We start from the raw sequence: 26,960 nt of genomic DNA on the forward strand, positions 1-26,960 counted from the left end.
CGATGCAGAAATAGTGGTATTTCTGTGTCGGTTGTTTTATTTTGTCTAAAATAATGGAAAATCCCTTTCGGACATCCGCTCGGTGTTTAAAAGGGCAGTTCAGCATGCTCTGACATATTGACAGGCTAAAAAGCAAAATAAGCCTGAAAAGAAATCCTTAACTAATTTTCAAGTAAATAGTAAAATATTTTGTTATAATAAGGAGAAGTTTGTTAGACTTAATATGTCTAAAGATTAGAAGAAGTAGATATCTATCATTTTAATGGAACATTGAAACAGGTAGGAGATGCTGATGAGGTTTTGGTATGAAAAAGATTCGATTGATGTACTAAAATCAGCCATTAGCTGAATAAAGGGAGATATGGAAACATGAGAACTTTAAAAGTACAAGACTATATTGATCAATTAGTTGAACAAGATATTTTAGTCAATACAACGGTTGTTCGAGATTCTGCTATTGCTAACAGCGCTGTTTTACAAATGACATACGATTCACGAGAAGTTAGTGAACCTTCTTTGTTTATCTGTAAGGGTGCTACGTTTAAAATAGAATATTTAAAACAAGCCGTATCTTATGGTGCTGTGGCTTATGTCAGTGAAGTAGACTACGGTATAGAAGTACCGGTTATATTAGTAAAAGAGATACGCGAAGCTATGGCGGTGTTAAGTTCTCTTTTCTATGACTTTCCTGAAGAGCAGTTGACGCTGATAGGGGTAACAGGAACAAAAGGAAAAACAACCACTACAAATTTTATGCGCTCTATTTTAGATGACTATTTAGTAGCTAACCAAAAAAGAACATCTGGTTACTTTTCGTCTGTTGAAAATTACGATGGAGTCACAAAAGCACCTTCACGCATGACGACTCCCGAAGCCATGGTATTGAAACAAAACTTCAGAACAGCTGTAGATTCTGGAGTCGAGTTTTTTGAGATGGAAGTCTCCAGTCAAGCGCTAAAATACGATCGTACTAAAGGGTTAATGTTTAAAATCGGTATATTTTTAAATATTTCTGAGGACCACTTAAGTCCAGTGGAACACAGTGATATGGATGACTATCTAAATTCAAAATTATTATTATTTAAACAATCTGAGACGGTTTGTTTAAATTTAGATACGGATTATTTTGAACGAATCGAAAAAGCTTCTCGCCAAGCTAGTAATGTGATCACGTTCAGTCAGCGAAATGAAAAAGCAGATATTTACGGTTTTAATGTACAAAAAGAGCATAATCACATCACATTTGATGTTCGCACGCCGACATATACTGAAAAAGTTTCTTTAGGAATCGCAGGACTATTTAATGTGGAGAACGCATTGGCAGCTATTGCGGCAATGTATGTCTTAGGAATTCCTATAGAATACATTAAGTCAGGATTGCTAAAGGCACGAGCTAAAGGACGCATGGAGTTGTACACCAGCCAAGATAAAAATTTGGTTGGGATAGTAGATTATGCCCACAATCGATTGAGCTTTGAGGTATTGTTTGATTCATTGAAACAAGAATATCCGCACCACAAACTGATTTCAGTATTTGGGTGTCCTGGAGGTAAAGCTTACAACCGACGAAAAGAGATGGGAGAAGTAGCCGGTAAGTTTTCAGATAAAGTTTATATTACTGAAGACGATCCTGCTAATGAACCACTTATTGAGATATGTGAGCAGGTCGCTGAAGCTGTAATTGCTGAGAATGGTTGTTATGAAATCGTTGAAGATCGGGCTGAAGCTATTCAGAAAGCTATGAGTCATATTGATGGACCTACAGTTGTAGCAGTCGTAGGTAAAGGCGCAGAAACGAATCAACGTGTCGGGAATGGGTATGTAGATTACGAAGGTGATACTTTCCACGTGATCAAAAGTTTAGAAAGATACAATAAAGAGCGTTAAACAAACTGAGATGGCCTTTCTTCCTACGAATAGATTGATGCTTATTGGAAGGAAGAAGATGTCTAGAGAAAATTGATATTCTCAGCTTTTCGCGTATAATAAAAACATAGAATACTATGGGAGTACTCAATACAGTGCTCCCATTTTAATGAGTAGGGAGATGTTATGTTAAATATATTTAAACCTACCTGGATGGTAGAAGCAATCTATCAGATCACTCCGGAGCAGTTGAGAGAGCACAATATAAAAGCCGTTTTGACAGATTTGGACAACACACTGATCGCTTGGAACAATCCAAATGGTACGGAAGAATTGATTGCTTGGATTCAAGTGATGAAGGAAGTAGATATACCAATCATTATTCTGTCGAACAATAGTGATGAACGTGTCAAACGTGTAGCAGAATTATTGGGTGTACGCTATGTTCCTCGCGCTATGAAGCCTTTATCAAAAGGGTTTAATGAAGCTGCTGAGGGGCTGAAATTGCCTAAGGAACAGATTTTAATGGTAGGAGATCAAATCATGACAGATATTTGGGGAGCGAATATCGCCGGTATCCGTAATGTGCTTGTCAAACCCATTCTAAACTCTGATGCATGGAATACGCGCATCAATCGCTTTTTTGAATTGCACATTATGAATTATTTGATCAAGAAAGACCCAGATATGAGATGGAGGACATCAATACATGACAAAGACAGAGTTAAATAACGAAGAAGAGATTCGTTGTATTGGCTGTGGTGCAATATTACAGACAACAGACAAAACTAAACCTGGATATACACCTGCAGCAGCTTTAGAGAAAGGTTTAGAAACGGGAGAAGTTTACTGTCAACGTTGTTTCAGATTGCGTCATTACAATGAAATACAAGACGTTCATTTGACAGATGACGATTTCTTAAAATTACTAAACGAAATCGGCTCTAAAGATGCCTTGATTGTAAACGTAGTAGATGTATTCGATTTTAATGGAAGCGTCATTCCGGGGCTGCATCGATTCGTTGGGAAAAACCCTGTATTGCTTGTGGGGAATAAAGTGGATCTATTGCCTAAGTCGCAAAAAAGAGGCCGTTTGACTCAGTGGTTGCGTGAAAGAGCGCATGAAATTGGTTTACGTCCAGTAGATGTAGTCTTGACTAGTGCGATGAAAACTAACGAAATAGATGAGTTGAAAGAAGCTATTGAAAAATACCGTAATGGAAAAGATGTTTATGTAGTCGGTGTGACCAATGTTGGGAAATCAAGTATCATCAATCAAATTATCAAGAGTTCGGCAGGGGTACAAGATTTGATCACTGTTTCTCAGTTTCCAGGTACTACATTAGATCAAATCGAGATTCCTTTAGATAACGGCAAAGCTTTGATTGATACACCGGGAATCATCCACCGTCACCAAATGGCTCACGTATTAGGAGCGAAAGACTTGCGATTGATCGCACCTAAAAAAGAAATCAAACCGAAAGTCTATCAATTGAACGAAGCACAAACCTTGTTTTTTGGTGGAGTAGCTCGTTTTGATTTCATCAAAGGTGAAAGAAGTTCATTTACTTGTTACGTCTCAAATGATTTAACTATTCATCGAACAAAATTGGAAAAAGCGGATGAATTGTATGCAAAACAAAAAGGAGCTTTATTGCAGCCGCCGCGCATGGAAGAAAAAGATGCTTTTCCTGAGCTGGTTCGTTTTGAGTTCTCAATCAAAGAAAAGTCAGACATTGTTTTTGCCGGTTTAGGATGGATCACTGTAGCCAAGCCGGGTGTAGTGGTAGCCGGATGGGCGCCTAAAGGCATCGATGTTTTAATCAGAAAGTCAATTATTTAATGTCAATCGAGTATAGAAATGGAGAGTTACTATGAACTTATCAGGTAAGCAAAAAAGTTTTTTAAGAAGCAAAGCACATCATTTGAACCCTATTTTTCAAGTAGGTAAAAATGGGATGAATCCAGAAATGTTAGTACAGATCGGGGAAGCTTTGGAAAAAAGAGAATTGATCAAAGTCTCGTTATTGCAAAATGCAGATGAAGACGTTTCTGAAGTTGCAGAAGCAATCGAACAAGCAGTCCACTGCGAAGTCATCCAAAAAATCGGTCGTGTGATCGTGTTGTTTAAACCATCTTCACAAGAGAAATACCGCAAGATCTCATTAGATATCCCTAAAAAATAATCTTTAGAGTTTACAGTAAGAAGGAGTGGAAGTTGTGTGAGAGAGTCATTTTTTTCTGGGAAACAAACTCAAGTTTTAAGTGAAGTATTAACTGAAACGGAAACAAAGAAAAGAGTGGGTATTCTTGGAGGAACATTCAATCCTCCACATCTGGCACATTTGGTTGTTGCAGATCAAGTATGCCAGCAATTAGGGTTGGATAAAGTCTACTTTATGCCGACTGCTAATCCTCCTCATGTGGATGCTAAAACAACCATCGACGCCAAACACAGGGTAAATATGGTGAAACGAGCTATCTCAGACAATCCTCAATTTGATATTGAAACGATTGAGGTTGAGCGTGGCGGAAAAAGCTACACTTACGATACGATGTTGGAATTGATTCAACGTCATCCTGATACAGAGTATTATTTTATTATTGGAGCAGATATGGTCAACTATTTACCTAAATGGTACAAGATTGACGAATTGATGCAGCTGGTTCAGTTTGTAGGAGTAAAACGTCCAGGATACGTGATCGATACTCAATATCCTTTGATATGGGTAGATGTTCCGGAAATAGAAGTGAGTTCTACTTCAGTTAGAAAAAACATTGCCAGAGGCTGTACAGTTAACTACTTAGTGCCGGCAGCAGTTTTAGACTATATTCAACAAGAAGGGTTGTATAGAGATGAAAATTGAGGTTGATGAGCTGATCTATTCAAACCGCTACTTCGCTCTGACCCGTGAAGAATTGAAGGGACAAGCAAGGGTTCAAATGAGTGCTAAACGCTTTAAGCATGTGTTGGGAGTAGAAGCAGCAGCAGTCCGATTAGCTGAACAATATGGAGCATCCATAGAAGCAGCTAGTATTGCAGCACTATGCCATGACATGGCAAAAGAAAAACCTGACCAAGAGATGAAAGAGTTGATCAAAGAAACTGGATTGCCCAGCGAAATGATAGATTATGGCAGCAACATTTGGCATGGACCTTGCGCAGCGGAAATCGTAAAAAGAGAGTATCATCTTTTTGATGAGGATATCTTAAACGCTATTCGTTACCATACGGTTGGCAGAAGTGAAATGTCTTTACTAGAGCAAGTGATTTATGTAGCTGATTATATCGAAGCTGGAAGACAGTTTCCAGGTGTGGAAGAAGCTCGCCGCTTGGCTGACGAAGACCTAGAAGCAGCGGTATCATTCGGAACGCAGCAGACGTTAGCTCATTTGATTCAAACAAAGAAAAAGATTTACCCAAGAGCCGTAGCTACTTACAATAGATGGGTAGCTGACAAATAGGAGGAAAAACATGATTGAAACAAATATGGAATTATTAAAAACAGTAGTTAAAGCGGGTGACGATAAAAGAGCTGAAGATATTATGGCGATGGACGTTGCAGGAATCTCTCTTTTAGCCGATTATTTTGTAGTGATGCACGGAAATAATGATAGACAAGTTGCAGCTATTGCTGAAGGAATCGTAGACAGTGTAGAAAAAGCTGGATACACAGTGAAACACGTAGAAGGAAAAGACTCTGCTAAATGGATTTTGATCGATTTAGGAGATGTTGTCGTTCACGTATTCCATTACACAGAACGTTCATTCTACAACTTGGAAAAATTATGGAGTGACGCACCACTAGTTGATATTTCTGGAATGATGTAACATGAGTTACAACATTTTTGCCCAAGTGTATGATGATTTGATGGATGAAGAATTGTATGATCAGTGGGTCTTATTCACGAAGAAAAATCTTGTCGAACATCATCAAAATGTACTAGACCTAGCTTGTGGAGCAGGTCATTTGGCCATTAAGATGCAGCAAGAGGGGTTAAAAGTTACAGGGTTGGATTTGTCTGCGCAGATGTTGGAAATAGCTGAAAAACGCTCAAAAGAAGCTGGAACAGTTATTCCATTCGTGCAAGGAGACATGACCGATTTAACAGCTTTGGAGCAATTTGATGCCGTTACGTGTTATTGTGATTCGATTTGTTATTTGCCTGATGAAGAATCTGTTCAGACTGCTTTTAATCAAGTTTATCAACATTTGACGGAAGATGGGGTGTTTCTATTTGATGTCCACTCTGTTTATCAAATAGATGAAATCTTTCCTGGCTATACCTTCAATGATCAAACAGAAGAAGTGAGTTTTCTATGGAAAAGTTTTGCGGGAGAGTATCCGCATTCCATTGAACACGATTTAACTTTTTTCGTTTATCAAGATGAGATAGATTTATACGAACGATTCGATGAAACTCATAAAGAGCGGACATATCAACTACAGACTTACGTTGATATGTTGAAGAAAGCTGGATTTGCTTCTATAGAAGTATCGGCTGAGTATGGAGAAGAAGAGATAACAGAAGAGAGCACACGATGGTTTTTTGTTTGTCATAAAAAATAATCAACAGAGCTTTAGAAATAAGATAGAAGACGACAGTTTAGAAAGGCAGACGATCTAGTGAAGAGTTGCGGCATTATTGCAGAATACAATCCCTTCCATAAAGGACATCAATATCAGATAGAAGAAGCGAAGAAAAAAACTTCCGCTGACGTCATGATTGTTGTAATGAGCGGTAATTTCTTGCAACGGGGTGAACCCGCCATAGTGGATAAATGGAAGCGAGCAGAAATGGCTTTGGCCTCAGGAGCAGATATTGTGATTGAGCTGCCTGTAGCGTTTAGTGTGCAGCCGGCAGATTATTTTGCTAAAGGTGGAGTAGCCCTGCTGCAAGAAATGAGATGTGATGTGTTGTCTTTTGGTACAGAAAGCGGAACAGCAGAAGAATTTCAACAATTTGCAGCTGATTGGCTCAAAAATGAAGAACAAATCGAAGCAGCATTTCAGCAGTTCAAAAATAACGGCGGCACTTATTCAGAGCAGATGCAGCAAGCAGCAGAGTCTGTCTTATCAAAACACAGCCTTGACTTGCAGTTGCCCAACACTATCTTAGGGTTGGCTTATGCCAAAGAAAACAGCCGATATCGTCATCCTATGTTATTGGAACCTATCCAACGTCTCGGAGCAGGTTACCATGAGAAAAAGCTCCAAAAAACGTCTTTTCAAAGTGCTACAGCGATTCGAAAACAGCTTCTCGAACAACAGATTTCCGGTCAGATATCCAATGTTGATAAACAAGCACTCAAAGCGGCAGTTCCAGCTAAAGTGTTCAACATATTGGTAGATAGTCAGCTTGTCGACTGGAATGCCTTTTGGCCCTTTTTAAAGTACCAACTGATCGTCCAATCAGAAGAACAATTGAGACAAACGTATCAAATGAACGAGGGTATTGAATACCGATTGAAAGAGTTCGTCACACAAGCCGAGAATTTTGAGCATTTTGTAGAATTGGTGAAAACCAAACGCTACACATGGGTTCGGTTGCAGCGGTTGTTCACTTATGTCTTGCTGCAATTCACAAAAGATATTGCAGACGAAGCTCTAGATGGACCAAAAGCGATTCGAGTTTTGGGTTTTTCCGCCGCTGGTCAGCAATATTTAAGCCAGACCAAAAAGAGTGTTTCGATTCCGATTATTAGTCGTTTGCATCAAAAGAATAAGGATTTGTGGGAAATAGATATTCAAGCAGGAAAAATTTATCAACTAGCAACTGGAGAAGTAACGAAAGAACAAGATTTTCATCGTTTGCCTTTGCGAAAAGTGGAAGCATAAACGCATGAAATCAATCAAAAAGAACTTAGAGGTGTAAGGTAAAATATCTTGACAAAGGTTTTTATCACTAGTATAATAAATTTTGTTGCTTTAGGAGTGAAGAGAAATGAAAATGAAGTGGTCACTAAACGAATTAAAACGATATCTAAATGAACCTTTTGTCTTTAATGATGAGGTGGATTTAAAAGAATCCTTGTTAAAAAGAGAAAGTGAAATATTAGACGTTTCACCGATTCATTTGGATGGAATCTTAACTGTTAATGATGATGAATTGATTCTTCATATGAATGTTTCATTACAATTAACACTTCCTTCTGCAAGATCACTAAAACCTGTATTATTTCCAATGGAATTTGTGATAAATGAAGTGTATATTCCAAAATCAGCATCTAATGAAACTGCTGCTAGAGAAGATGAAGTTGTGATTTATTTAGAACATGACTGGATCGATTTAGCAGAAAGTATCGAGGATACGATTTTGCTTAATCTTCCTCTTCAAGTATTTACTGAAGAAGAAAAAGAAGCAGAAGATATGCCAAGTGGAAATAGTTGGAAAGTAATTTCAGAAGAAGATTACTATTCAAAAGAAAAAAAATCTGAAGACGCTATTGATTCGCGTTTTGCGAATCTGAAAGATTTTTTTAAAGATGATGAATCTAATAGTAATCCAGATGAAGACTAACTTGTTTCATGTTAGTTAAAAATGAAACAATTGTTTAAGGAGGTGTATAGAATGGCAGTACCAGCAAGAAGAACATCAAAAGCTAAGAAAAACAGACGTCGTACTCACTTTAAATTAGAAGTTCCAGGTATGAACGCTTGCCCTAATTGTGGTGAATTGAAAAAAAGCCATCACGTATGTGCATCATGCGGTTTCTATGATGGAAAAGAGGTATCATCTAAAGAAGCATAATAACTTTCTGTTATTGCGCTCTTAAGATAAAAATAATCTTGAGATTTTCTCAGGATTATTTTTTTTGCCAAGTTTCAACTAATTTGTTAGAGTAATAAAGATGAAAATAGTGTACAATTTGGATAACTTATTCATAGATGGAGGGCAAGTAAATGGTGTTGGATTCAGTATTTGTTATGCGAATCGTGTTATTTTTAGTACCGATTCTTTTATTCCTATTATTCAATAAAAAAATCAATCGACATTTTCGAAGACAACGTCTGACTCTCAAGCTGGCAGACTTGCTTGTTCCTTACTTAATAGTAGGTATTCATATATTAAGTATGCTGACACTTGGATTGACTGTTTTCCCATACTTTTTAATCTTTATTTTTTCCTTAGCAATAGTCTTGCTCTTGTATTTAGCTGTGAAAAAAGGCGAGATTCTATATGGGAAGTTTTTTAAGAGCTGGTGGCGCTTTGTTTTTATTAGTTCCATCATTACATATTATGGATTAGCAGCTACAAGCATTATCATAGGTGTTTAGAAAGCGAAGAACGATGAGAATAAAATCTCATCGTTCTTTTTTTGTATCCTAGAAACGGAAAAAGCACCCCAAATTATAGACTTATTTTCAAGAAAATTGCTCTATAGACCAAAAGGAAAATAATTAGAAAAAGTAATCAGTTTGTTACAAATGAAATGTAGGAACATTTTAATTTTTAAGTGTTGCCACGCCAGTAATGACAACGGTTTATGAGATATGAAAAAAAATCACAAAAATTTCGGAATGTGGTGGTGGAAAGTGGGGGATTGTGGTAGACTGAATTTAAATAGGGATGATAGGGGTGACCAAAGTACATGCTTATCGGTGAATATCAGCACAATATTGATGCAAAAGGCCGGTTGATCATGCCAGCTAAATTCAGAGATGACTTAGGCGAGAGATTTATTATTACTCGTGGGCTTGATGGCTGTTTATTTGGTTACCCGCAAGAAGAATGGTCTGAACTAGAAGAAAAACTAAAACAATTACCGCTTGCTAAAAAAGATGCACGTCAATTTACGCGTTTCTTTTATTCCGCCGCCACAGAATGTGAGTTGGATAAGCAAGGCAGAATCAACATTCCTCAAAACTTAAGACAATACGCAAAATTAGACAAAGAATGTCACGTTATAGGAGTATCGGAACGGATCGAAATTTGGAGCAATGAAAGATGGAGCCAGTATGCTGTTGAAGCAGAAGAATCCTACGAAGACATTGCTGAAAGTATGATCGATTTCGGATTTTAACCGATAAGAAATTGAAAGGGAGATATAGATGCCAGAATTTAAACACGAAACAGTCTTACTACACGAGACGGTAGATGGATTGTCCATTTCTCCTGAAGGAACATATGTCGATTGTACCCTTGGAGGAGCTGGACACAGTGAATACCTGCTCTCTCAATTAAATGAAAAAGGGCATTTATATGCTTTCGATCAAGATGAAACAGCCATTGCCAATGCAAAAGAAAAGTTGAGCCATTATGTAGAAAAAGGAATGGTAACGTTTATCAAGTCGAATTTCCGTTACATCACAGAAGAATTGAATGCTCTTGGTGTTCATTCGGTGGATGGGATTTTATACGATTTAGGAGTGTCTTCTCCGCAGTTGGATCAAGCCGAACGAGGTTTCAGCTATCATCAAGATGCACCTTTAGATATGAGAATGGATACCCAATCTCCGTTAACTGCAAAAGAAGTAGTTAACGACTGGCCTTACGAGAAATTAGTCAAAATCTTTTACCGTTACGGAGAAGAAAAATTCTCTAAACAAATCGCACGCAAAATCGAAAAAGCCAGAGAGACAGCTCCAATTGAAACAACTGGCGAATTAGTTGAGTTGATCAAAGAAGCTATTCCAGCACCTGCTCGCAGAAAAGGCGGTCATCCAGCCAAAAGAACGTTCCAAGCGATCAGAATAGCTGTAAATGATGAATTAGATGCTGTGGAAGAGTCTTTAGAAAAAGCTATTGATCTATTAAATGTGAATGGAAGAATCAGCGTAATCACTTTCCACTCTCTAGAAGACAGAATTGTCCAGTCCATATATAAAGACCGTGCCAGAGGACCTCAATTGCCGCCCGGATTGCCGGTGTTGCCGACAGAATATATGGCGGAACTGAAAATCATTACACGTAAGCCTATATTACCTAGTGAAGAAGAACTGGAACAAAATAACCGAGCTAGAAGTGCAAAATTAAGAATCGCAGAGAAACAAGTTAAAACAGAAAGCAACTAATTACTTAGATGGGAAAGGAAGTTATTGTATGGCAGCAGAAAATAATTTAGCAAGGGATTTACATAGCGTAATGCCTCAAACAGCACCGCAAGTCCAACCTAAACAACAACCTATTCAGACTCCTGAGCCAAAACAACAGCGTCATTTAAAAGTTGAAAAGGTATTATTAGTTGTGGCTAGTATGATCATCTTTGCTTTAGGAGTAGCCTGTGTGTCGTTGGAAATCATGGTTGCTACTGCGAACAGAGAAGTGCAAGATACAAATCGAGCTATTGAAGAAGTTGCGGTTATGAATACTAATTTAGAGCAAGAAGTACAAGAATTGTCACGTTACGATCGAGTGTATGAAATTGCTAAAGCTCACGGGTTGGAAATGAATGAAGAAAATGTTAGGAATGTTACGAAATGAAAAAAAGAAGTCCCTTAACAAATAGAAAATTAATTGCCATTTTCTTATTTTTTGGATCTATCTTAGCATTTGTCATATTTGCTGGACGATTCTCATATATAATGGTCAAAGGGGAAGTTAACGGGGAAAATTTAGAGACCAATGTGAATAATCTATATACAAGAAGTAGTGTCCTTGAAGCTAACCGTGGTACCATCTATGATGTAGGGGGGAATCCGGTCGCTATGGATGCTACTTCTTATTCATTATATGCTGTACTGACAGATGAGTGGTCGAATAATAAGAAAAATCCTCAACACGTGACCAATAAGCAGAAAACAGCTGAGATCCTAGCCCAATACATTTCGATGAGTGAAGAAGAAATTTTCAAGAAGTTGAGTCAAGATTTGAGCCAAGTTGAATTTGGGACAGCAGGAAAAAACTTATCCTACGAAATCAAAAGCGACATCGAAAAACATGATTTGTCAGGTATCTTTTTCAAGGAGATGCCTACTCGGTTGTATCCCAATGGAATATTCTCTTCTCATTTAGTTGGTGTAGCACAGCTTCCGACGACTAAAGAAGGCGAAGTAAAAGTCGATGAAGAAATGGTCGGCATTATGGGGATCGAACAAGCTTACAATGACCAATTGACTGGAACGGATGGAAAATTAAAATATCAAAAAGATAGTTTCGGCTACGCATTGCCTAATGAAGACGCTGAGGTGATTGATCCAGTTGATGGGGTTGACATTTATCTGACGCTAGACAAACGTATGCAGGTACTGTTAGAAAGTTTGATGACGGAAGTAGATGAAAAATACAATCCAGTGGCTTTGACAGCAACGCTGATGGACCCGAAAACAGGTAAAATCATAGCGACTTCTCAGCGACCTTCTTTTAATGGAACAACAAAAGAAGGTATCAGTGATTTATGGATGAACTTACTAACCGAATACACCTATGAACCAGGGTCTACATTAAAAGCGTTGACGTTGGCTTCAGCCATTAATGAAAATGCTTTTGAGCCCAAAGCTTATTATGAGTCCGGTATGATCAAAGTATCTGGTGTACCTATTCGAGATGTCAATCGTACAGGATGGGGGACGATCACTTATTTAGAAGGACTGGCTCGCTCCAGTAACGTCGCGTTTGTAAAAATCGTCGAAAAAATGGGGGCAGATGTCTGGAAAGAATACATGGATGCATTTGGGATAGGAAAATCGACCAATTCAGGATTGCCTCATGAAAATAAGGGTTCAAATAATTATGAAAGAGCTATTGATCAAGCAAATACGGCTTTTGGACAAGGATTGACCGTTACACCGTTGCAAATGATGCAAGCCTTCAGTGCTATCGCAAACGGCGGACAAATGATGAAGCCCCAATTTATTGATAAGTATGTAGATCCTAATACAAATGAAGAAACCATTGTGGAACCAGAAGTAGTTGGGACACCTGTTTCAGAAGAAACTGCACAACAAACGCTGGAATACTTAAAAGAAGTTGTGTATAACGAAAATGGGACGGGGAAGAAGTATGCAATCGATGGATATGAGATTGCAGCTAAAACCGGGACTGCTCAAATCTACAACCCTAAAACGAAGAGCTATTTCAGTGGGGGGCACAATTTCTTATATTCAGTAGTTGGAATGGCACCAGCTGATGATCCTGAATTAGTGTTGTATATCACAATGGAACGTCCTACAATCACTGATTATACGGTTGCTCCTTCTGATGTTTTAGCTTCAATTTTTAATCCAGTGATGAAGAGAGGATTGGAATACTTGCATTTGAATGATACTGCTCAAGAAGCATTAGACAATCAAATCAAGATGCCTAAAGTAACCAGCGAGCCTAAAAATGACGTGTTAACAAAATTAGAAGAAATGGGTTTGAACGTGACCGTCGTTGGAAATGGTGATACAATAGTACAGCAATTGCCATTGACTGATGAAGTGATCATTGATGAACAACGAGTCATTCTGATGACAAATGGAGCAATGACTATGCCTGATATGATGGGATGGTCGAAAAACGATGTGTTGAAGGTTTCTGAAATCACAGGGATAGAATTTACCTTTGATGGTGATGGTTACGTTACGCAGCAAAGTTTAGAACCTAATGCTCTTTTGACAGAAGAAAGTCTAATTGAAATCAAACTTGAATCTCCTTAATCGTAAAGAGATTTTAGTTGCAAAGGAAACAGGTCTTGACTTCGCAGCAGGAAAAAGGCAATCTGTTAAAAAGAAAAACTAGGAGCGATCATATGCAGTGGGAAGAAATGCTGATTTCAGCAGTAAGCAGTTTTGCAATAACAATTATTTTAATGCCTTTTATTATAGGGTATTTTAGAACAAAACAATTAGGACAGACAACTAGAGAAGAAGGTCCAACATGGCATGAAGTAAAAACAGGAACTCCAACAATGGGAGGAGTCGCCTTTTTGATTTCTGCCAGTGTAACGATTATTTGGACAGCCATCTGGCAGAATGTGTTTACGGTCAGTTTAGGTTTGTTGGTATTTATTCTGATGTTATATGGATTATTAGGATTTTTAGATGATTACATTAAATTAATCAAAAAACGAAACTTAGGTCTTACGTCAAAGCAAAAATTCATCGGACAAGTAGTAGGCGGAGCTTTATTCTACATTGTTTACCGAATGCAAGGATTGCCTAGCGATTTGAATTTGTTTGGATTAGCTGATGTGAATTTAGGCTGGTTTTATGGATTAGTGATCATTTTTTGGTTGGTTGGATTTTCAAATGCAGTCAATTTGACAGATGGATTAGATGGGCTGGCTACTGGAACAAGTATCATAGCGTATTCAGCATATGCAATAATAGCTTTCCACCAAGAACAAATAGATGTATTGATCTTTTGTTTAGCTGTAATCGGTGGTTTAATAGGATTTTTAGGGTTCAACAAAAAACCTGCGAAAATATTTATGGGTGATGTAGGTTCATTAGCACTTGGTGGCGGACTTGCTGCTGTATCTGTATTGCTGCATCAAGAATGGACATTATTGTTAATCGGTCTGATTTTTATCGTAGAAACCTTATCGGTCATTTTACAAGTGGGATCGGTTAAGTTAAGAAATAAACGTGTATTTAAAATGGCGCCTATTCACCACCATTTTGAAATGAGCGGCTGGAGCGAATGGAGAATCGTCATTACTTTTTGGACGATTGGTTTACTAATGGCCCTAATTGCTTTATGGATCGTACTTTAACAATTAAACAGCAATGGAGGATTTTGGGTGAAAAATGTAACGACATATAAAAATAAAAAAGTATTAGTACTAGGTTTAGCATTAAGTGGTGTGAATGCTGCAAAACTTTTGCATAAATTAGGTGCATTGGTCACTGTTAATGACTACAAAAGTTTTGAAGACAATGCTGAAGCACAAGAACTTTTAGAAGATGGGATGCGAGTAGTAACAGGAGGGCATCCAGTCGAATTATTAGATGAAGACTTTGAATTTGTAGTGAAAAATCCTGGAATTATGTACAATAACCCAATCGTTGCTAAAGCAATGGAAAAAGGCATTCCGGTATTGACAGAAGTTCAATTGGCCTATGAAGTGGCGCAATGTCCTATTGTCGGAATCACAGGAACGAATGGAAAAACAACCACAACGACGATGATCGCTGATTTGTTAAACAGCAAACAACAGCGTGGGAAAGCCTACGTGGCAGGGAATATAGGAACTCCTGCAAGTTTAGTGGTTCAAGATGTAGCCGATGAAGATGCTATTATTATGGAATTATCCAGTTTTCAATTGTTAGGTACAACGACATTTAAACCGCATATAGCGGTAATCACCAATATTTATTCAGCTCACTTGGATTATCATGGAACGAGAGAAGAATATGTGGCAGCTAAAATGCAAATCACAAAAAATCAAACCGAAGAAGATTATCTAGTCGTGAATTGGGATCAACCGGAGTTGAGAGAATTGGCACTTGCCAGCAAAGCTACTGTTATTCCTTTCTCGAGACAAGAAATGGTAGAAAACGGCGTATTCCTTAGTGGAGAGACCATTTACTATTTAAATGAACCAATCATGAATAAAAAAGATATCTTAGTTCCGGGAGAACACAATCTGGAAAATGCCATGGCAGCTATTGCAGTTGCTAAATTGATGGGACAAGAAACGCCTGTCATCAAAGAAGTGTTAGCGTCATTTGCCGGCGTAAAACATCGGACTCAATTTGTTAAAGACTATAAAGGCAGAAAATTCTATAACGATTCAAAAGCAACGAATACATTAGCAACTATTAATGCTCTAAATGGATTTACGCAGCCAGTAATTTTGGTAGCTGGTGGATTAGATCGTGGAAATGATTTTGATGATTTGGTACCGCATCTCAAACAAGTCAAAGGGATGATCGTATATGGTGAAACGGCTGCTAAGTTGACTCAAGCTGGAGAAGAAGCTGGTGTACCATCGATTGTAACCGTTCAAAACGTTGAAGCATCAGTACCAGTCGCTTATGACATGAGTGAAGAAGGAGATGTTGTTCTCTTATCGCCAGCATGTGCTAGTTGGAATCAATACCGCAGTTTTGAAGTGCGGGGAGATGCGTTTATCGACGCCATTGAACAACTGATTGCCAATATAGAAGAGGGGGAATAGACCTTTTATACAGGTCTTACATTTACATGAAAGTACTATTATCAGGCGGAGGAACAGGAGGCCACATTTATCCTGCTTTAGCCTTAATGAGAAGATTAAAGAGTATCGATCCCACTACAGAGTTTTTATATGTTGGAACGGAGCGCGGATTGGAGAGTACGATCGTGCCAAATGCTGGTGTCCCTTTTAAAGCTATTAAAGTAGAGGGTTTCAAGCGTTCTTTGTCCTTAGATAATCTAAAAACTGTTCAACTGTTTTTACAAGGAGTTTTTAAATCTAGAAAAATCGTTAAAGAATTTGCACCTGATGTAGTGATTGGTACTGGAGGATATGTGTGTGGTCCAGTAGTGTACGCAGCAGCGAAACTAGAGATTCCTACAATCATCCATGAACAAAACAGTATAGCTGGTGTAACGAACAAATTCTTAGCTCGCTACGTGGACAAAATCGCCACTTGTTTTGAAGAAGCACAGTCAGAGTTTGGTAAAAATTCTTCTAAAGTAGTTTATACAGGTAATCCTAGAGCTCAAGAAGTGGCTGGTATTCAGCCGTCTGATGCTTTGAAAGAATACAATCTTAAACCTGGAGTTCCAACTGTACTGATTTTTGGAGGCAGTAGAGGAGCAAAAGCGATCAATACGTCTTTTGTTGAAGCAATACCTGCTTTTTCCAAGAAAGACTATCAAGTATTATTTGCGTCTGGAGAAGTCCACTACGATACAATAGTCGAACAAATTGGAGAAGCGACTGAAAACATTTCAATTGTTCCTTATATCCCTAATATGCCAGAAATATTTGCCAATGTTTCAGTAGTAGTTTCTAGAAGTGGCGCAACGACACTAGCAGAAGTTACTGCACTGGGGCTTCCTAGTATCTTAATCCCAAGTCCAATCGTGACTAACGATCATCAAACGAGCAATGCGAACAGTTTAGTAAAGCATGATGCGGCTAAAATGATCGCTGAAAAAGATTTGACTACAGAAACATTCATTCAAACGATCGATGAATTGATGAGTGATCCAGAAAAAAGAATAGAAATGTCTCGACAAGCTGAAAAAATCGGAGTTCCAGATGCTGCAGACCGATTGATTCAAGTGATCAAAGATATTATCTAATCAAATCCATTGGAAGGAGGATGAACCAAGATGAATTCATTCAAAAGAAATAAACCCAAAATGAATAGCAATTTTCCTGGAGAATCCTCCTTGAACAATGCAAGAAAATCTTCTAATTCTGCGCGCAGTTTGGAAGAGAATCTACCCAAGTTGAAAAAACAGCGCCGAAGTAAAATGTATCGACGTTTGATTCCGTTACTTTTGCTGTTTTCATGTGCAATCTTAATTGTCGTATATTTCATTTCTCCGTTAAGTAAAGTAGGCACAATTTCGGTGGATGGAAGTAAAAACGTGACTGATCAACAAGTGATCGACTCTAGTCAACTGTCATCTGGAATGCCTTTGTGGACTACTTTATGGAATGATGAAGAAACAGAAAAAGCTGTGTTGGATATTCCTCAAGTAAAATCAGCTGATGTAAAACGTCAAGGGTGGAACAATATCGTGGTTACAGTAGAAGAATACAAAATGATCGCCTATTCTCATATAAAAGATGATTATTTCCCGATATTGGAAAACGGAAAGATTGTAAATGAAAGCAAGAAAGTCTCAATGGGCAATAATCCCATCTTCAAAGATTTTTCAGAAGGTAAAGCATTGGATATATTGATCGAGCAATATAAATTGCTGAATACCAGTGTACAAAACGGTATCTCTGAGATTGAACATACTCCGACAGAAACAGATGAATATTTAATCAAAATTTATATGAATGATGGAAACCAGGTAGTAGCTACACTGCCCAGCTTTGCTGAGAAAATGAATTATTATCCAGATATGGTGCAAAAAGTTGGAGACCAAAATGGTCTGTTCAATCTTGAAGTTGGGGGCTATTTCACACCTTTTGAATCTGATACATTTGATTCAAAAGAAGAGTCTGCAGAAGAAGATGCTGAGGTTTCTCAAGAAACTGAGGAAGTGGTCGAAGAATGAGATAAGTATCAAATGGAATTCTTAGACTCTTAAAAAATTAAATCAAGATTTTTTTCAAAATAATCAGTAAACTAAAGGAATAGCTTCAAAAAATAGCGTAAAGTATGGTAGAATTGATTTTGTATAAATCATCATTAAAAATAGATAAAAGTTGAAATTTAAAGCTAGGAGGTTTCAATGTATGAGGAATTCTGAGATGTATGTTAGTTTAGATATTGGAACCACTTCAATAAAGGTTGTTGTAGCCGAGTATATTAATGGACAAATGAATATTATTGGAGTTGGAAATGAAAAATCTGAAGGTCTAAGCAGAGGTATCATAGTGGATATCGACAAAACTGTGGAATCTGTGAAGAAAGCGATTAAACAAGCAGAAAAAAAAGCTAATGTTGATATTCGCAACGTTGTCGTAGGAACTCAAAGTACATCTACAGAAATTGAAACCTGTCATGGAATGATTGCAGTATCAGGTGAAAATAAAGAAATTACAGACGAAGATGTACGAAATACGATCAGCGCAGCAATGGTCAAATCCGTTCCTCCAGAACGTGAGATATTGGCTATTATTCCAGAAGAATTTATCGTGGATGGATTTGATGGTATAAAAGATCCTAGGGGAATGATCGGTGTCAGACTTGAAATGCATGCCACAATGATCACTGGACCTAAAACCATTGTACATAACATTAAACGTTGTGTGGAAAAAGCGGGATTAAACATTGAAAACATTGTTCTTCAGCCTTTGGCAGCCAGTAAAGTAAGCATGTCAAGCGGAGAAAGAGATTTTGGAACGATATTGATTGACATGGGAGGCGGCCAAACTGCTGCTTCAGTTATTCACGACAATCAATTGAAGTTTTCATTTGTCGATCCTGAAGGTGGGGAATACGTTACAAAAGATATCTCCATTGTACTGAATACAAGCTTAGAAAATGCGGAAAAAATAAAACGTGACTTTGGTTATGCCACTTCGCTTGAAGCTTCAGAGGACGAGGTCTTCCCGGTCGAAGTGGTCGGTAAAACTGAGCCAGTCAAAGTTAATGAACTGTATTTATCTGAGATTATAGAAGCTCGTCTGGTCCAAATATTTGAGACTATAAAGGAAGAGTTGGACTCAGTCAGAGCTAGAGAGCTGCCTGGGGGTATCGTTTTAACTGGAGGAGCATCTTCTATACCAGGTATGGTAGAATTGGCAAAAGAGATATTTGAAGTAAATGTAAAATTATACATTCCAGATCATATGGGAATCAGATATCCTTCCTTTACAACCGGTATTGGGTTGATCGAATATCAAGCAAAACTAAATGATATTCAAAAGATTGCCAACCAAACTGCAACAGGATTCAATCAAGAACCTTCTTTTTCACAAGAACAGACAGTTGTTCCAATGTATGCAGAAGAAGATGCAGGGGAATATGTTGAAAAGAAACAAGTAGTTAAAAAGCAAAAGAACCAAGAAGAAAGCATGTTTTCAAAAATGAAAAAAATGTTCAACAACTTCTTTGATTAAACTAAAAAAATGAAACCAGTCAGATAGTAGGAGGAAACAAGATGGACTTAGAATTCGATACAGCACCAGTAAGTGGAGCTGTCATTAAAGTAATTGGTGTAGGTGGAGCAGGTAACAACGCAGTAAACCGTATGATCATGGATAACGTAAAAGGCGTGGAATTTATTGTAGCCAACACAGATTTACAAGCTTTGGCAAATTCAAATGCTGAAACAAAAATTCAACTTGGACCTAAATTGACACGTGGTTTAGGTGCTGGTGCGAATCCAGATATTGGCCATAAAGCTGCTGAAGAAAGTGCAGAACAAATTGCTGAATCCCTAAAAGGAGCAGATATGATCTTTGTTACTGCTGGAATGGGTGGAGGTACTGGTACAGGTGCTGCGCCTATCGTTGCTCGAATTGCTAAAGAACAAGGTGCATTGACTGTTGGAGTGATCACACGTCCATTTTCATTTGAAGGACCAAAACGTGGCCGTTTCGCTGCTGAAGGTTTAGCTAAAATGAAAGAATACGTAGATACATTAGTAACGATTTCAAACAACCGTTTGTTAGAAATCGTAGACAAAAAGACTCCTATGTTGGAAGCATTCCGTGAAGCAGATAATGTATTGCGTCAAGGAGTACAAGGAATCTCTGATTTAATTACTTCTCCTGGATACGTAAACTTGGACTTTGCGGATGTTAAAACTGTAATGGAAAATCAAGGATCTGCTTTAATGGGTATCGGTACAGCAAGCGGAGAAAACCGCACTGTGGAAGCAACTAAGAAAGCTATCTCTTCACCATTATTAGAAGTTTCTATTGATGGAGCAGAATCAGTATTGTTGAACATTACAGGAGGATCAGATTTAACATTATTTGAAGCGCAAGATGCTTCCGACATTGTTTCAGCTGCATCTACTACTGAAGTGAACATCATCTTTGGTACTTCAATCAATGAAGAATTAGGAGACGAAGTTATCGTAACGGTTATCGCTACAGGAATCGATACAACGGAATCAGACAAACGGTTAGCTCAAAATACACGCAATCGTGTTCAACCGTCTTCAAATCGCGGACAACAAACAAATGACTCAAACCGAGAAACAAGAGAAAAAGATCCGTTTGCTGATTGGGATATCCGTCGCGAACCGAATACACGCAGCCGTACAGTACAAACAGAAGAGTCAGCTTCTTTCAATGAAGAGGATAATCATGATTTCAATTCATCAAACCGAGAGACAGCGCCAGAAGAGAAAAAAGAAATGCCTCAAGACAGCTTAGATACACCTCCTTTCTTCAGAAGAAGACGGAAGTAAAAAATGAACACCATTGAACAAAATGTTCACAGCATAGAAGATCAACTAGAAAAATCACTTAGAGAAGCTCAACGTGATAGAGTTGGTCTTCGTGTTGTAGTCGTAACAAAATATGTATCCATTGAACAGGCTAAAGAGGTAGTATCATTAGGTTACAAAGATTTGGGAGAAAATAGACCAGAAGGTTTGATCGAGAAACAAGAAGCTTTACAAGATGACAGTATTGTCTGGCATTATATTGGATCACTTCAGACTAGAAAAGTAAAAAAAGTTATCAATCGTATTGATTATTTACATTCTTTAGATCGTATGTCTTTGGCGAAAGAAATCGAAAAACGAGCTGAAAAGCCTGTTTCTTGTTTCGTACAAGTGAATGTAGCTGGAGAAGACTCTAAAAGTGGTTTTTCTCCTGATGAAGTGATGGATTTCATTCGTTCTTTGGCACAATTTGAAAAAATAACGGTTATTGGTTTGATGACGATGGCTCCTAAAAATGCTGATACACAAACTATTCGAAAAACATTTAGTGAGTTAAAACAATTGCGAGACGAAGTTCAATTGCTTGGGTTGTCCTACGCTCCTTGTACGGAATTAAGTATGGGGATGAGTCAAGACTATCCAATCGCTATAGAAGAAGGTTCTAATTTTGTCCGTATTGGGTCAGCTTTTTTCAAAAATACTACTGTTGACGAAGATTAATTTTTGAATGAGGAGGGTTTACAATGGGAATGATAAACCGATTAAATGATTTTTTTGGGCTGGGTGATGAAGAAGAAACTTTTCAAGTCGAAAACAATGCACAAGAAAATAATGAGATGAAAAATAAACAAAAACCTCAGTTTCCAAACAGACAAGGAAGTAATCCGGCGATGAATACACGAAGAGAAGTTAAGAAAAACAATAATGTAGTTGCTTTGAGCCAAGTTCAACAACAAGGAAAAATCATCGTAGTTGAACCAAGAGTCTACTCGGAAGTAAAAGATATTGCAGATTTACTGTTGGCGAATCAATCTGTTATTTTGAACTTTAGCCGTATTGAAAAAAGCGAAGCCAAAAAAATAGTGGATTTTTTGATGGGAAGTATCTATGCCATTGAAGGAGACATGCAACGTGTTGGAAATGAAATTTTTCTTTGCACACCAAAAAATGTTGAAATCGATGGTGTGTTAGAACAAACCAACACCTTTGATGATCTTGAGATTTACTAAAAGAGAGGAAATACCATTCAGTGTTAAACTTACTATTTGTACTTCATGATGTATTATCTGCTGCTCTAGAAATTTATTCCGTATTACTGATTATTTATATACTGATGTCTTGGTTTCCGAATGCTTATCAATCTACTTTTGGGCAGTTGTTGGCTCGAATTTGCGAACCTTATTTGGAAATATTCCGCAGATTCATTCCGCCAATCGGTATGATCAGTATATCTGGAATAGTAGCGTTATTTGTATTGAATCTGGCAAGTTCAGGTTTAGATAGTATCTTCGTGTTCATTTATCGATTAATACTTTCATAAGGGGTAGGTCACAATGATTGAAAATGTTTACCAGCATTTCCGAAAAGATGAAATACCTTTTATTGATATGGTAATGGATTGGGTCAGAGAAGTTGAGGACCAATATACACCGGTACTGACAAATTTTTTAGATCCTCGCCAATACTATATATTGGAAACGATCATCGGTAAAAGCAGTGAAATCAAGTTGCATTCTTTTGGAGGATACGAATCCTCTGAGAGAAACCGAGCATTTATTTGTCCGACTTACTTTGAACCGAAACAAGAAGATTTCAATATCCGCTTGTATGAAGTAAAGTACCCAGCGAAGTTTGCCACCATGTCTCATGGGAAAATATTGGGTACTCTGCTTTCTACCGGTATGAAAAGGGAATATTTCGGAGATATTATTTCGGATGGAGAGAGATGGCAATTTTTTATTGACGACTCTATCGAGAACTATGTGGTCTCTCAAATCGATAAAATTGGGAGAGTCGCTGTTCGGTTAGAAGAAAGACGCTACACCGATATGATCGTTCCTAAAGATAGTTGGACGATCGTCCACGATACCGTTTCATCTATGCGTATTGATGTGCTTGTTTCAAGTGTTTTCAAGATTTCTAGACAACGTGCCAAACAAATGATAGAATCAGGGCATATTAAGGTCAATTGGACTGAAATGCAACGTCCGGATTTTGTGTTGGACTTATTAGATATTGTTTCAGTTCGCGGGTTTGGACGTTTCCAAATACAAGAAATTGAAGGAAAAAGCAAGAAAGACAAATGGAAACTTGAATTAGGCGTTTTATTTAAATAACAGACTAACAACTTTACTATTGGAGGTGTCAATAATGGTACTAACACCATTAGATATACATAATAAAGAATTTCCGGTCAAAATGCGTGGTTACGACCAAGATGAAGTAAATGATTATTTAGATCAAATCATCAAGGATTACGAAGCCATTTTAAAAGACAAAAAAGAATTGGAAAAGAACTTGAAATTTGCTGAAGAAAAAGTGGTTTATTACAATAATCTTCAAGAATCTTTGAATAAATCCATTATTGTTGCTCAAGAGGCTGCTGACCGTTTGAAAGAAAACTCTGATAAAGAAGCAGCTATCATCATACAAGAAGCTGAAAATAATGCAGATCGCTTATTGAACGACTCCGTTGAAAAAGCTCGTAGAATCACTGCTGAAACAGAAGAATTGAAAAAACAAAGCCGTGTATTCAAGCAACGTCTTCAATTGATGATCGAATCTCAATTGGAAATGGTAAAAAACAACGAATGGGATGAGCTGCTGAAAAGTGACGTAGAAGAAGTTATCGAAATTCCAACGGTTAAAGAATTTTTGAAAAAGACAGAAACTAATGAGAAACGGTTGCCAGTAGATGTCGAAAAAGCTATAATAACAGATGATGATTCTGAAAGAACGGAATCCATTGAAGTTCATTCTGAGACTGTTTCAGAAAAAACTTCGTCTGAAACAGATGAAGCGGACTACGAAGAAGGCAACATGCCTGCTGTAGAAATGCCTTTATAATCAACCAATTGAATAATGAATAGCGAAGATTGGAACAGAAAGCGACAGTAAGTATACTTTTCAGCGAGTTAGAGATAGTGTAAGTCTAACAAGTCCCTGCTGTCGTAAGATCCTCCATGAGTATTGATTCGAACTAGGAGTAGAATCAATCGTGTGATTGGCGTTAACAATTACTAGAGGAGAAAAGAGGGAACTCTTTTCTTGAACTATGGGTGGTACCACGAAGATTTCGTCCCTTTTGGGAGGAGGTCTTTTTTTTATGCTCCAAAAGTTAGGCAATGGTGTTGATCAAAGGAAACAAGGAAAAACAAAGAAGAGGGGAATTCTTACAATGAAAATGAAAGAAACATTGAATTTAGGAAATACTAAATTCAAAATGCGAGGAAACTTGCCAGTACGAGAAGTGGAATGGCAACAAGAGTGGAAAGATGCTGATGTATATGAAAAACGTCAAGAAAAAAACTCAGATAAACCAACTTTTATCTTGCATGATGGACCTCCATATGCAAACGGCGATATCCATATGGGTCACGCTTTAAACAAAATTACAAAAGATATCATCATCCGATCAAAAAGCATGAGCGGTTTCCGTTCTCCTTACGTTCCTGGATGGGATACACATGGACTGCCTATTGAACAAGCTGTTACAAACAGCGGTGTGAAACGGAAAGAAATGTCGGAAGCAGAATTCCGCAAGATTTGTGAGGAGTATGCTTGGAAACAAATCAACCAACAAAGAGAAGATTTTAAACGTCTTGGAGTAGCTGGTGATTGGGATAATCCTTATGTGACTCTAGATCCTAAATTTGAAGAACAACAAATTCGTTTATTCGGACAGATGGCGGAAAAAGGATACATCTATAAAGGTTTGAAACCTATTTACTGGTCACCATCTAGTGAATCTTCATTAGCTGAAGCTGAAATTGAATACCAAGATGTTAAATCACCAAGTATCTATGTTTCTTTCCCAGTTGTTGACGGAAAAGGAATTTTAAATGGTGACACATCATTCGTAATCTGGACAACTACACCTTGGACGATTCCAGCAAACTTGGCTATCGCTGTGAATGCAGATTATGTGTATTCTGTAGTTGAAGTTGATGGCAAAAAATATGTACTGGCTAAAGACTTAGTAAATGATGTAGCAGCCACATTAGGTTGGGAAAATGTTGAAACCGTATCTGAAGTGAACGGAAAAGACTTAGAATTGATGACAGCACAACATCCATTGTATGATCGTACATCTCTAGTAATTGTGGGAGATCACGTTACACTAGAAGCCGGTACTGGTTTAGTTCACACGGCTCCTGGACACGGGGAAGATGACTATATTGCAGGTCAAAAATACAAACTAGGTGTTCTTTCTCCTATTGATGATAAAGGATGTTTCACTGATGAAGCACCAGGCTTAGAAGGTGTTTTCTATGATACAGCCAACAAACAAATTACGGAATGGCTTGAAGAAAAAGGAAACTTGTTGAAAATGAGCTTCTTTACACATAGCTACCCTCATGACTGGAGAACAAAAAAACCAGTTATTTTTAGAGCAACACCTCAATGGTTTGCTTCAATCGATAAATTCCGTCAACAAATTTTAGATGCTATTGAAAATGATGTAACGTGGTTGCATCCATCAGGAAAACCAAGATTGTACAATATGGTTCGAGACCGCGGTGATTGGGTTATTTCACGTCAACGTGTATGGGGCGTGCCTCTGCCGATTTTCTACGCTGAAAATGGCGAACCGATTATTACTCCAGAAACCATTGATCATGTGGCTTCATTGGTGAGTGAGCATGGATCGAATGTATGGTTTGAACGGGAAGCAAAAGATTTGTTACCGGAAGGCTTTACGCATCCAGCTAGTCCAAATAATGAATTTACTAAAGAAACAGATATCATGGATGTATGGTTTGACTCAGGATCATCTCATGCAGGTGTATTGAAAACTCGTCCAGAGTTATCATTCCCAGCAGACATGTATCTAGAAGGCTCAGATCAATACCGAGGCTGGTTTAACTCTAGTTTGACAACCTCTGTGGCTGTTAACGAAGAAGCTCCTTACAGAAGCGTCCTTTCTCAAGGTTTTGTAATGGATGGAGAAGGCCGTAAGATGAGTAAGTCTATCGGAAATGTTATTGTTCCAAATAAAGTGATCAAACAAATGGGTGCAGATATTATTCGTTTGTGGGTTTCAAGCGTTGATTACGAATACGATGTGCGCGTCTCAGATGATATTTTGAAACAAGTATCTGAAGGTTACCGTAAAATACGTAACACGATGCGTTTCTTAATGGCTAATACATCTGATTTTGATCCTGCAGTCAATGCCGTTGCTTACGAAGAGTTGAATGCTTTAGACCAATATATGTTGATTCGTTTCAACCAAATCGTAGAAAAAATCAAACATTCTTATGAAACGTATGATTTCAAGGGGATTTACCAAACAGTAATGAACTTCTGTACAGTTGATTTGTCTCAATTCTATTTAGATATTGCTAAAGATATTGTTTACATCGACTTAGAAGATGGACACGATCGTCGTGCTATGCAAACAGTCTTTTATGATATCTTAGTGAAGATGACAAAATTATTGACACCAATCCTTCCGCATACTAGTGAAGAGATTTGGAAACTCCTTAAAGAAGATGAAGAATTTGCTCAATTGGCAGAATTACCTGAAGTAGAACGTTTCAACAATCAAGAAGAAGTGTTAAAAGATTGGAAAGCATTCATGAATGTGCGAGATGAAGTATTGAAAGCTTTGGAAGAAGCACGTAATGAAAAAATCATTGGTAAGTCATTTGAAGCAAAAGTAACTCTTTACCCAACAGCAGAAGTAAAAGAGTTGTTGAATAGTTTAGACGCAAATATTGGGCAATTATTGATCGTTTCTGATTTAGAAATTGCTGGTGATTACGAGTCAGCACCTGAATCAGCTCATAAATTTGCAGATGTAGCTGTTTCTATTGAACATGCACACGGAGAGACGTGTGAAAGATGCCGCATCGTCAGTGAAGAAGTGGGATCATTTGAGGAGGCTCCAACACTTTGTGGTCGTTGCTACCATATCGTGAAGGAACACTATCCAGAAGCGTTAATACCTGAAACAGAAGCAGAATAGACCAGTAAGCTCCATTAAA

General features: G+C 37.8%; 28 protein-coding genes and 1 other annotated feature. All 28 genes read left to right on the forward strand.

Features of this window, described 5'->3' with window-relative positions; all coding sequences use genetic code 11:
* Positions 1-369 precede the first annotated feature (369 nt).
* The 28 genes from LMF32_RS10220 to ileS all read left to right on the forward strand — a co-directional run bounded on the left by LMF32_RS10220 (position 370) and on the right by ileS (position 26,941).
* Positions 370-1,887 carry a UDP-N-acetylmuramoyl-L-alanyl-D-glutamate--2,6-diaminopimelate ligase gene (locus LMF32_RS10220; protein WP_230524677.1) on the forward strand — a complete coding sequence of 506 codons (1,518 nt, stop codon included), beginning with the start codon at positions 370-372 and terminating at the stop codon, positions 1,885-1,887.
* Positions 1,888-2,052: 165 nt separating this feature from the next.
* The gene (locus LMF32_RS10225) at positions 2,053-2,598 is read left to right on the forward strand and encodes a YqeG family HAD IIIA-type phosphatase (protein WP_092479700.1); all 546 of its coding nucleotides are present in this window, start codon (positions 2,053-2,055) and stop codon (positions 2,596-2,598) included.
* Positions 2,576-3,709, forward strand: a complete 1,134-nt coding sequence (gene yqeH / locus LMF32_RS10230) for a ribosome biogenesis GTPase YqeH (protein WP_188203853.1) — start codon at positions 2,576-2,578, stop codon at positions 3,707-3,709. Before LMF32_RS10225 ends, yqeH begins: the two co-directional genes overlap by 23 nt.
* Before the next feature lie 31 nt (positions 3,710-3,740).
* The gene (gene yhbY, locus LMF32_RS10235; protein WP_092479698.1) at positions 3,741-4,052 is read left to right on the forward strand and encodes a ribosome assembly RNA-binding protein YhbY; all 312 of its coding nucleotides are present in this window, start codon (positions 3,741-3,743) and stop codon (positions 4,050-4,052) included.
* 36 nt (positions 4,053-4,088) lie between these two features.
* Positions 4,089-4,733, forward strand: a complete 645-nt coding sequence (locus tag LMF32_RS10240) for a nicotinate-nucleotide adenylyltransferase (RefSeq protein ID WP_347401917.1) — start codon at positions 4,089-4,091, stop codon at positions 4,731-4,733.
* Positions 4,723-5,331 (forward strand): bis(5'-nucleosyl)-tetraphosphatase (symmetrical) YqeK, encoded by a 609-nt coding sequence (gene yqeK / locus LMF32_RS10245; protein ID WP_230524678.1) that lies wholly within the window; start codon positions 4,723-4,725, stop codon positions 5,329-5,331. The genes LMF32_RS10240 and yqeK overlap by 11 nt, the downstream gene beginning before the upstream one ends.
* 10 nt (positions 5,332-5,341) lie before the next feature.
* On the forward strand, positions 5,342-5,698 hold the full coding sequence (gene rsfS / locus LMF32_RS10250; RefSeq protein WP_092479695.1) for a ribosome silencing factor: 357 nt from the start codon (positions 5,342-5,344) through the stop codon (positions 5,696-5,698).
* Position 5,699: 1 nt separating this feature from the next.
* A complete protein-coding gene (locus tag LMF32_RS10255) occupies positions 5,700-6,437 on the forward strand; it encodes a class I SAM-dependent methyltransferase (protein ID WP_092479694.1) in 738 nt (245 codons plus the stop codon).
* Between the two features lie 57 nt (positions 6,438-6,494).
* A complete protein-coding gene (locus LMF32_RS10260; RefSeq protein ID WP_230524679.1) occupies positions 6,495-7,706 on the forward strand; it encodes a nucleotidyltransferase in 1,212 nt (403 codons plus the stop codon).
* A 106-nt stretch (positions 7,707-7,812) separates the two neighbouring features.
* The gene (locus LMF32_RS10265; protein WP_223155920.1) at positions 7,813-8,388 is read left to right on the forward strand and encodes a DUF177 domain-containing protein; all 576 of its coding nucleotides are present in this window, start codon (positions 7,813-7,815) and stop codon (positions 8,386-8,388) included.
* Positions 8,389-8,439: 51 nt separating this feature from the next.
* On the forward strand, positions 8,440-8,619 hold the full coding sequence (rpmF, locus tag LMF32_RS10270) for a 50S ribosomal protein L32 (RefSeq protein ID WP_092479692.1): 180 nt from the start codon (positions 8,440-8,442) through the stop codon (positions 8,617-8,619).
* A 152-nt stretch (positions 8,620-8,771) separates the two neighbouring features.
* Entirely contained in the window at positions 8,772-9,146 is a 375-nt protein-coding gene (locus tag LMF32_RS10275; RefSeq protein WP_230524680.1) for a DUF3397 domain-containing protein, read from the forward strand.
* Positions 9,147-9,460: 314 nt separating this feature from the next.
* Positions 9,461-9,892, forward strand: coding sequence for a division/cell wall cluster transcriptional repressor MraZ (mraZ, locus tag LMF32_RS10280; RefSeq protein ID WP_092479690.1), 432 nt, complete (start codon positions 9,461-9,463; stop codon positions 9,890-9,892).
* A 28-nt stretch (positions 9,893-9,920) separates the two neighbouring features.
* Entirely contained in the window at positions 9,921-10,883 is a 963-nt protein-coding gene (rsmH, locus tag LMF32_RS10285) for a 16S rRNA (cytosine(1402)-N(4))-methyltransferase RsmH (protein ID WP_092479689.1), read from the forward strand.
* A 28-nt stretch (positions 10,884-10,911) separates the two neighbouring features.
* Positions 10,912-11,292 (forward strand): cell division protein FtsL, encoded by a 381-nt coding sequence (gene ftsL / locus LMF32_RS10290; RefSeq protein WP_092479688.1) that lies wholly within the window; start codon positions 10,912-10,914, stop codon positions 11,290-11,292.
* Positions 11,289-13,448, forward strand: a complete 2,160-nt coding sequence (locus tag LMF32_RS10295) for a penicillin-binding protein (protein ID WP_230524681.1) — start codon at positions 11,289-11,291, stop codon at positions 13,446-13,448. Before ftsL ends, LMF32_RS10295 begins: the two co-directional genes overlap by 4 nt.
* Before the next feature lie 92 nt (positions 13,449-13,540).
* Positions 13,541-14,506 carry a phospho-N-acetylmuramoyl-pentapeptide-transferase gene (mraY, locus tag LMF32_RS10300; RefSeq protein WP_230524682.1) on the forward strand — a complete coding sequence of 322 codons (966 nt, stop codon included), beginning with the start codon at positions 13,541-13,543 and terminating at the stop codon, positions 14,504-14,506.
* A gap of 27 nt (positions 14,507-14,533) precedes the next feature.
* Complete coding sequence (gene murD / locus LMF32_RS10305; protein WP_230524683.1) at positions 14,534-15,913, forward strand: UDP-N-acetylmuramoyl-L-alanine--D-glutamate ligase; 1,380 nt, start codon at positions 14,534-14,536, stop codon at positions 15,911-15,913.
* A gap of 26 nt (positions 15,914-15,939) precedes the next feature.
* Positions 15,940-17,028, forward strand: a complete 1,089-nt coding sequence (gene murG, locus LMF32_RS10310; protein WP_230524684.1) for an undecaprenyldiphospho-muramoylpentapeptide beta-N-acetylglucosaminyltransferase — start codon at positions 15,940-15,942, stop codon at positions 17,026-17,028.
* Between the two features lie 174 nt (positions 17,029-17,202).
* Positions 17,203-17,961, forward strand: a complete 759-nt coding sequence (locus tag LMF32_RS10315) for an FtsQ-type POTRA domain-containing protein (RefSeq protein ID WP_242597372.1) — start codon at positions 17,203-17,205, stop codon at positions 17,959-17,961.
* 181 nt (positions 17,962-18,142) lie between these two features.
* Positions 18,143-19,471 carry a cell division protein FtsA gene (gene ftsA, locus LMF32_RS10320; RefSeq protein ID WP_230524686.1) on the forward strand — a complete coding sequence of 443 codons (1,329 nt, stop codon included), beginning with the start codon at positions 18,143-18,145 and terminating at the stop codon, positions 19,469-19,471.
* Positions 19,472-19,512: 41 nt separating this feature from the next.
* Entirely contained in the window at positions 19,513-20,772 is a 1,260-nt protein-coding gene (gene ftsZ, locus LMF32_RS10325) for a cell division protein FtsZ (protein WP_230524687.1), read from the forward strand.
* Between the two features lie 3 nt (positions 20,773-20,775).
* Positions 20,776-21,471: a YggS family pyridoxal phosphate-dependent enzyme gene (locus tag LMF32_RS10330; RefSeq protein ID WP_230524688.1), complete on the forward strand. Its 696-nt coding sequence runs from the start codon at positions 20,776-20,778 to the stop codon at positions 21,469-21,471.
* Between the two features lie 23 nt (positions 21,472-21,494).
* Positions 21,495-21,980, forward strand: a complete 486-nt coding sequence (locus LMF32_RS10335; protein ID WP_188203844.1) for a cell division protein SepF — start codon at positions 21,495-21,497, stop codon at positions 21,978-21,980.
* A gap of 20 nt (positions 21,981-22,000) precedes the next feature.
* Entirely contained in the window at positions 22,001-22,291 is a 291-nt protein-coding gene (locus LMF32_RS10340) for a YggT family protein (protein WP_092479678.1), read from the forward strand.
* 13 nt (positions 22,292-22,304) lie between these two features.
* The gene (locus LMF32_RS10345) at positions 22,305-23,087 is read left to right on the forward strand and encodes an RNA-binding protein (RefSeq protein ID WP_230524689.1); all 783 of its coding nucleotides are present in this window, start codon (positions 22,305-22,307) and stop codon (positions 23,085-23,087) included.
* A gap of 34 nt (positions 23,088-23,121) precedes the next feature.
* Positions 23,122-23,817 (forward strand): DivIVA domain-containing protein, encoded by a 696-nt coding sequence (locus LMF32_RS10350; protein WP_230524690.1) that lies wholly within the window; start codon positions 23,122-23,124, stop codon positions 23,815-23,817.
* A gap of 16 nt (positions 23,818-23,833) precedes the next feature.
* Positions 23,834-24,057 (forward strand) — a binding site (T-box leader).
* A gap of 91 nt (positions 24,058-24,148) precedes the next feature.
* On the forward strand, positions 24,149-26,941 hold the full coding sequence (gene ileS, locus LMF32_RS10355; RefSeq protein WP_230524691.1) for an isoleucine--tRNA ligase: 2,793 nt from the start codon (positions 24,149-24,151) through the stop codon (positions 26,939-26,941).
* The last annotated feature ends 19 nt before the right edge of the window (positions 26,942-26,960 follow it).

This window comes from Desemzia sp. C1 (assembly GCF_020882875.1).
Lineage (GTDB): Bacteria > Bacillota > Bacilli > Lactobacillales > Carnobacteriaceae > Desemzia > Desemzia incerta.

Bases quoted from the DNA above. Each gene is read 5' to 3' on its own strand.
- LMF32_RS10220 (WP_230524677.1), top strand. From the start codon at position 370: ATGAGAACTTTAAAAGTACAAGACTATATTGATCAATTAGTTGAACAA.
- LMF32_RS10225 (WP_092479700.1), top strand. From the start codon at position 2,053: ATGTTAAATATATTTAAACCTACCTGGATGGTAGAAGCAATCTATCAG.
- yqeH (WP_188203853.1), top strand. From the start codon at position 2,576: ATGACAAAGACAGAGTTAAATAACGAAGAAGAGATTCGTTGTATTGGC.
- yhbY (WP_092479698.1), top strand. From the start codon at position 3,741: ATGAACTTATCAGGTAAGCAAAAAAGTTTTTTAAGAAGCAAAGCACAT.
- yqeK (WP_230524678.1), top strand. From the start codon at position 4,723: ATGAAAATTGAGGTTGATGAGCTGATCTATTCAAACCGCTACTTCGCT.
- rsfS (WP_092479695.1), top strand. From the start codon at position 5,342: ATGATTGAAACAAATATGGAATTATTAAAAACAGTAGTTAAAGCGGGT.
- LMF32_RS10255 (WP_092479694.1), top strand. From the start codon at position 5,700: ATGAGTTACAACATTTTTGCCCAAGTGTATGATGATTTGATGGATGAA.
- LMF32_RS10265 (WP_223155920.1), top strand. From the start codon at position 7,813: ATGAAAATGAAGTGGTCACTAAACGAATTAAAACGATATCTAAATGAA.
- rpmF (WP_092479692.1), top strand. From the start codon at position 8,440: ATGGCAGTACCAGCAAGAAGAACATCAAAAGCTAAGAAAAACAGACGT.
- LMF32_RS10275 (WP_230524680.1), top strand. From the start codon at position 8,772: ATGGTGTTGGATTCAGTATTTGTTATGCGAATCGTGTTATTTTTAGTA.
- mraZ (WP_092479690.1), top strand. From the start codon at position 9,461: ATGCTTATCGGTGAATATCAGCACAATATTGATGCAAAAGGCCGGTTG.
- rsmH (WP_092479689.1), top strand. From the start codon at position 9,921: ATGCCAGAATTTAAACACGAAACAGTCTTACTACACGAGACGGTAGAT.
- ftsL (WP_092479688.1), top strand. From the start codon at position 10,912: ATGGCAGCAGAAAATAATTTAGCAAGGGATTTACATAGCGTAATGCCT.
- LMF32_RS10295 (WP_230524681.1), top strand. From the start codon at position 11,289: ATGAAAAAAAGAAGTCCCTTAACAAATAGAAAATTAATTGCCATTTTC.
- mraY (WP_230524682.1), top strand. From the start codon at position 13,541: ATGCAGTGGGAAGAAATGCTGATTTCAGCAGTAAGCAGTTTTGCAATA.
- murG (WP_230524684.1), top strand. From the start codon at position 15,940: ATGAAAGTACTATTATCAGGCGGAGGAACAGGAGGCCACATTTATCCT.
- LMF32_RS10315 (WP_242597372.1), top strand. From the start codon at position 17,203: ATGTATCGACGTTTGATTCCGTTACTTTTGCTGTTTTCATGTGCAATC.
- ftsA (WP_230524686.1), top strand. From the start codon at position 18,143: ATGAGGAATTCTGAGATGTATGTTAGTTTAGATATTGGAACCACTTCA.
- ftsZ (WP_230524687.1), top strand. From the start codon at position 19,513: ATGGACTTAGAATTCGATACAGCACCAGTAAGTGGAGCTGTCATTAAA.
- LMF32_RS10330 (WP_230524688.1), top strand. From the start codon at position 20,776: ATGAACACCATTGAACAAAATGTTCACAGCATAGAAGATCAACTAGAA.
- LMF32_RS10335 (WP_188203844.1), top strand. From the start codon at position 21,495: ATGGGAATGATAAACCGATTAAATGATTTTTTTGGGCTGGGTGATGAA.
- LMF32_RS10345 (WP_230524689.1), top strand. From the start codon at position 22,305: ATGATTGAAAATGTTTACCAGCATTTCCGAAAAGATGAAATACCTTTT.
- LMF32_RS10350 (WP_230524690.1), top strand. From the start codon at position 23,122: ATGGTACTAACACCATTAGATATACATAATAAAGAATTTCCGGTCAAA.
- ileS (WP_230524691.1), top strand. From the start codon at position 24,149: ATGAAAATGAAAGAAACATTGAATTTAGGAAATACTAAATTCAAAATG.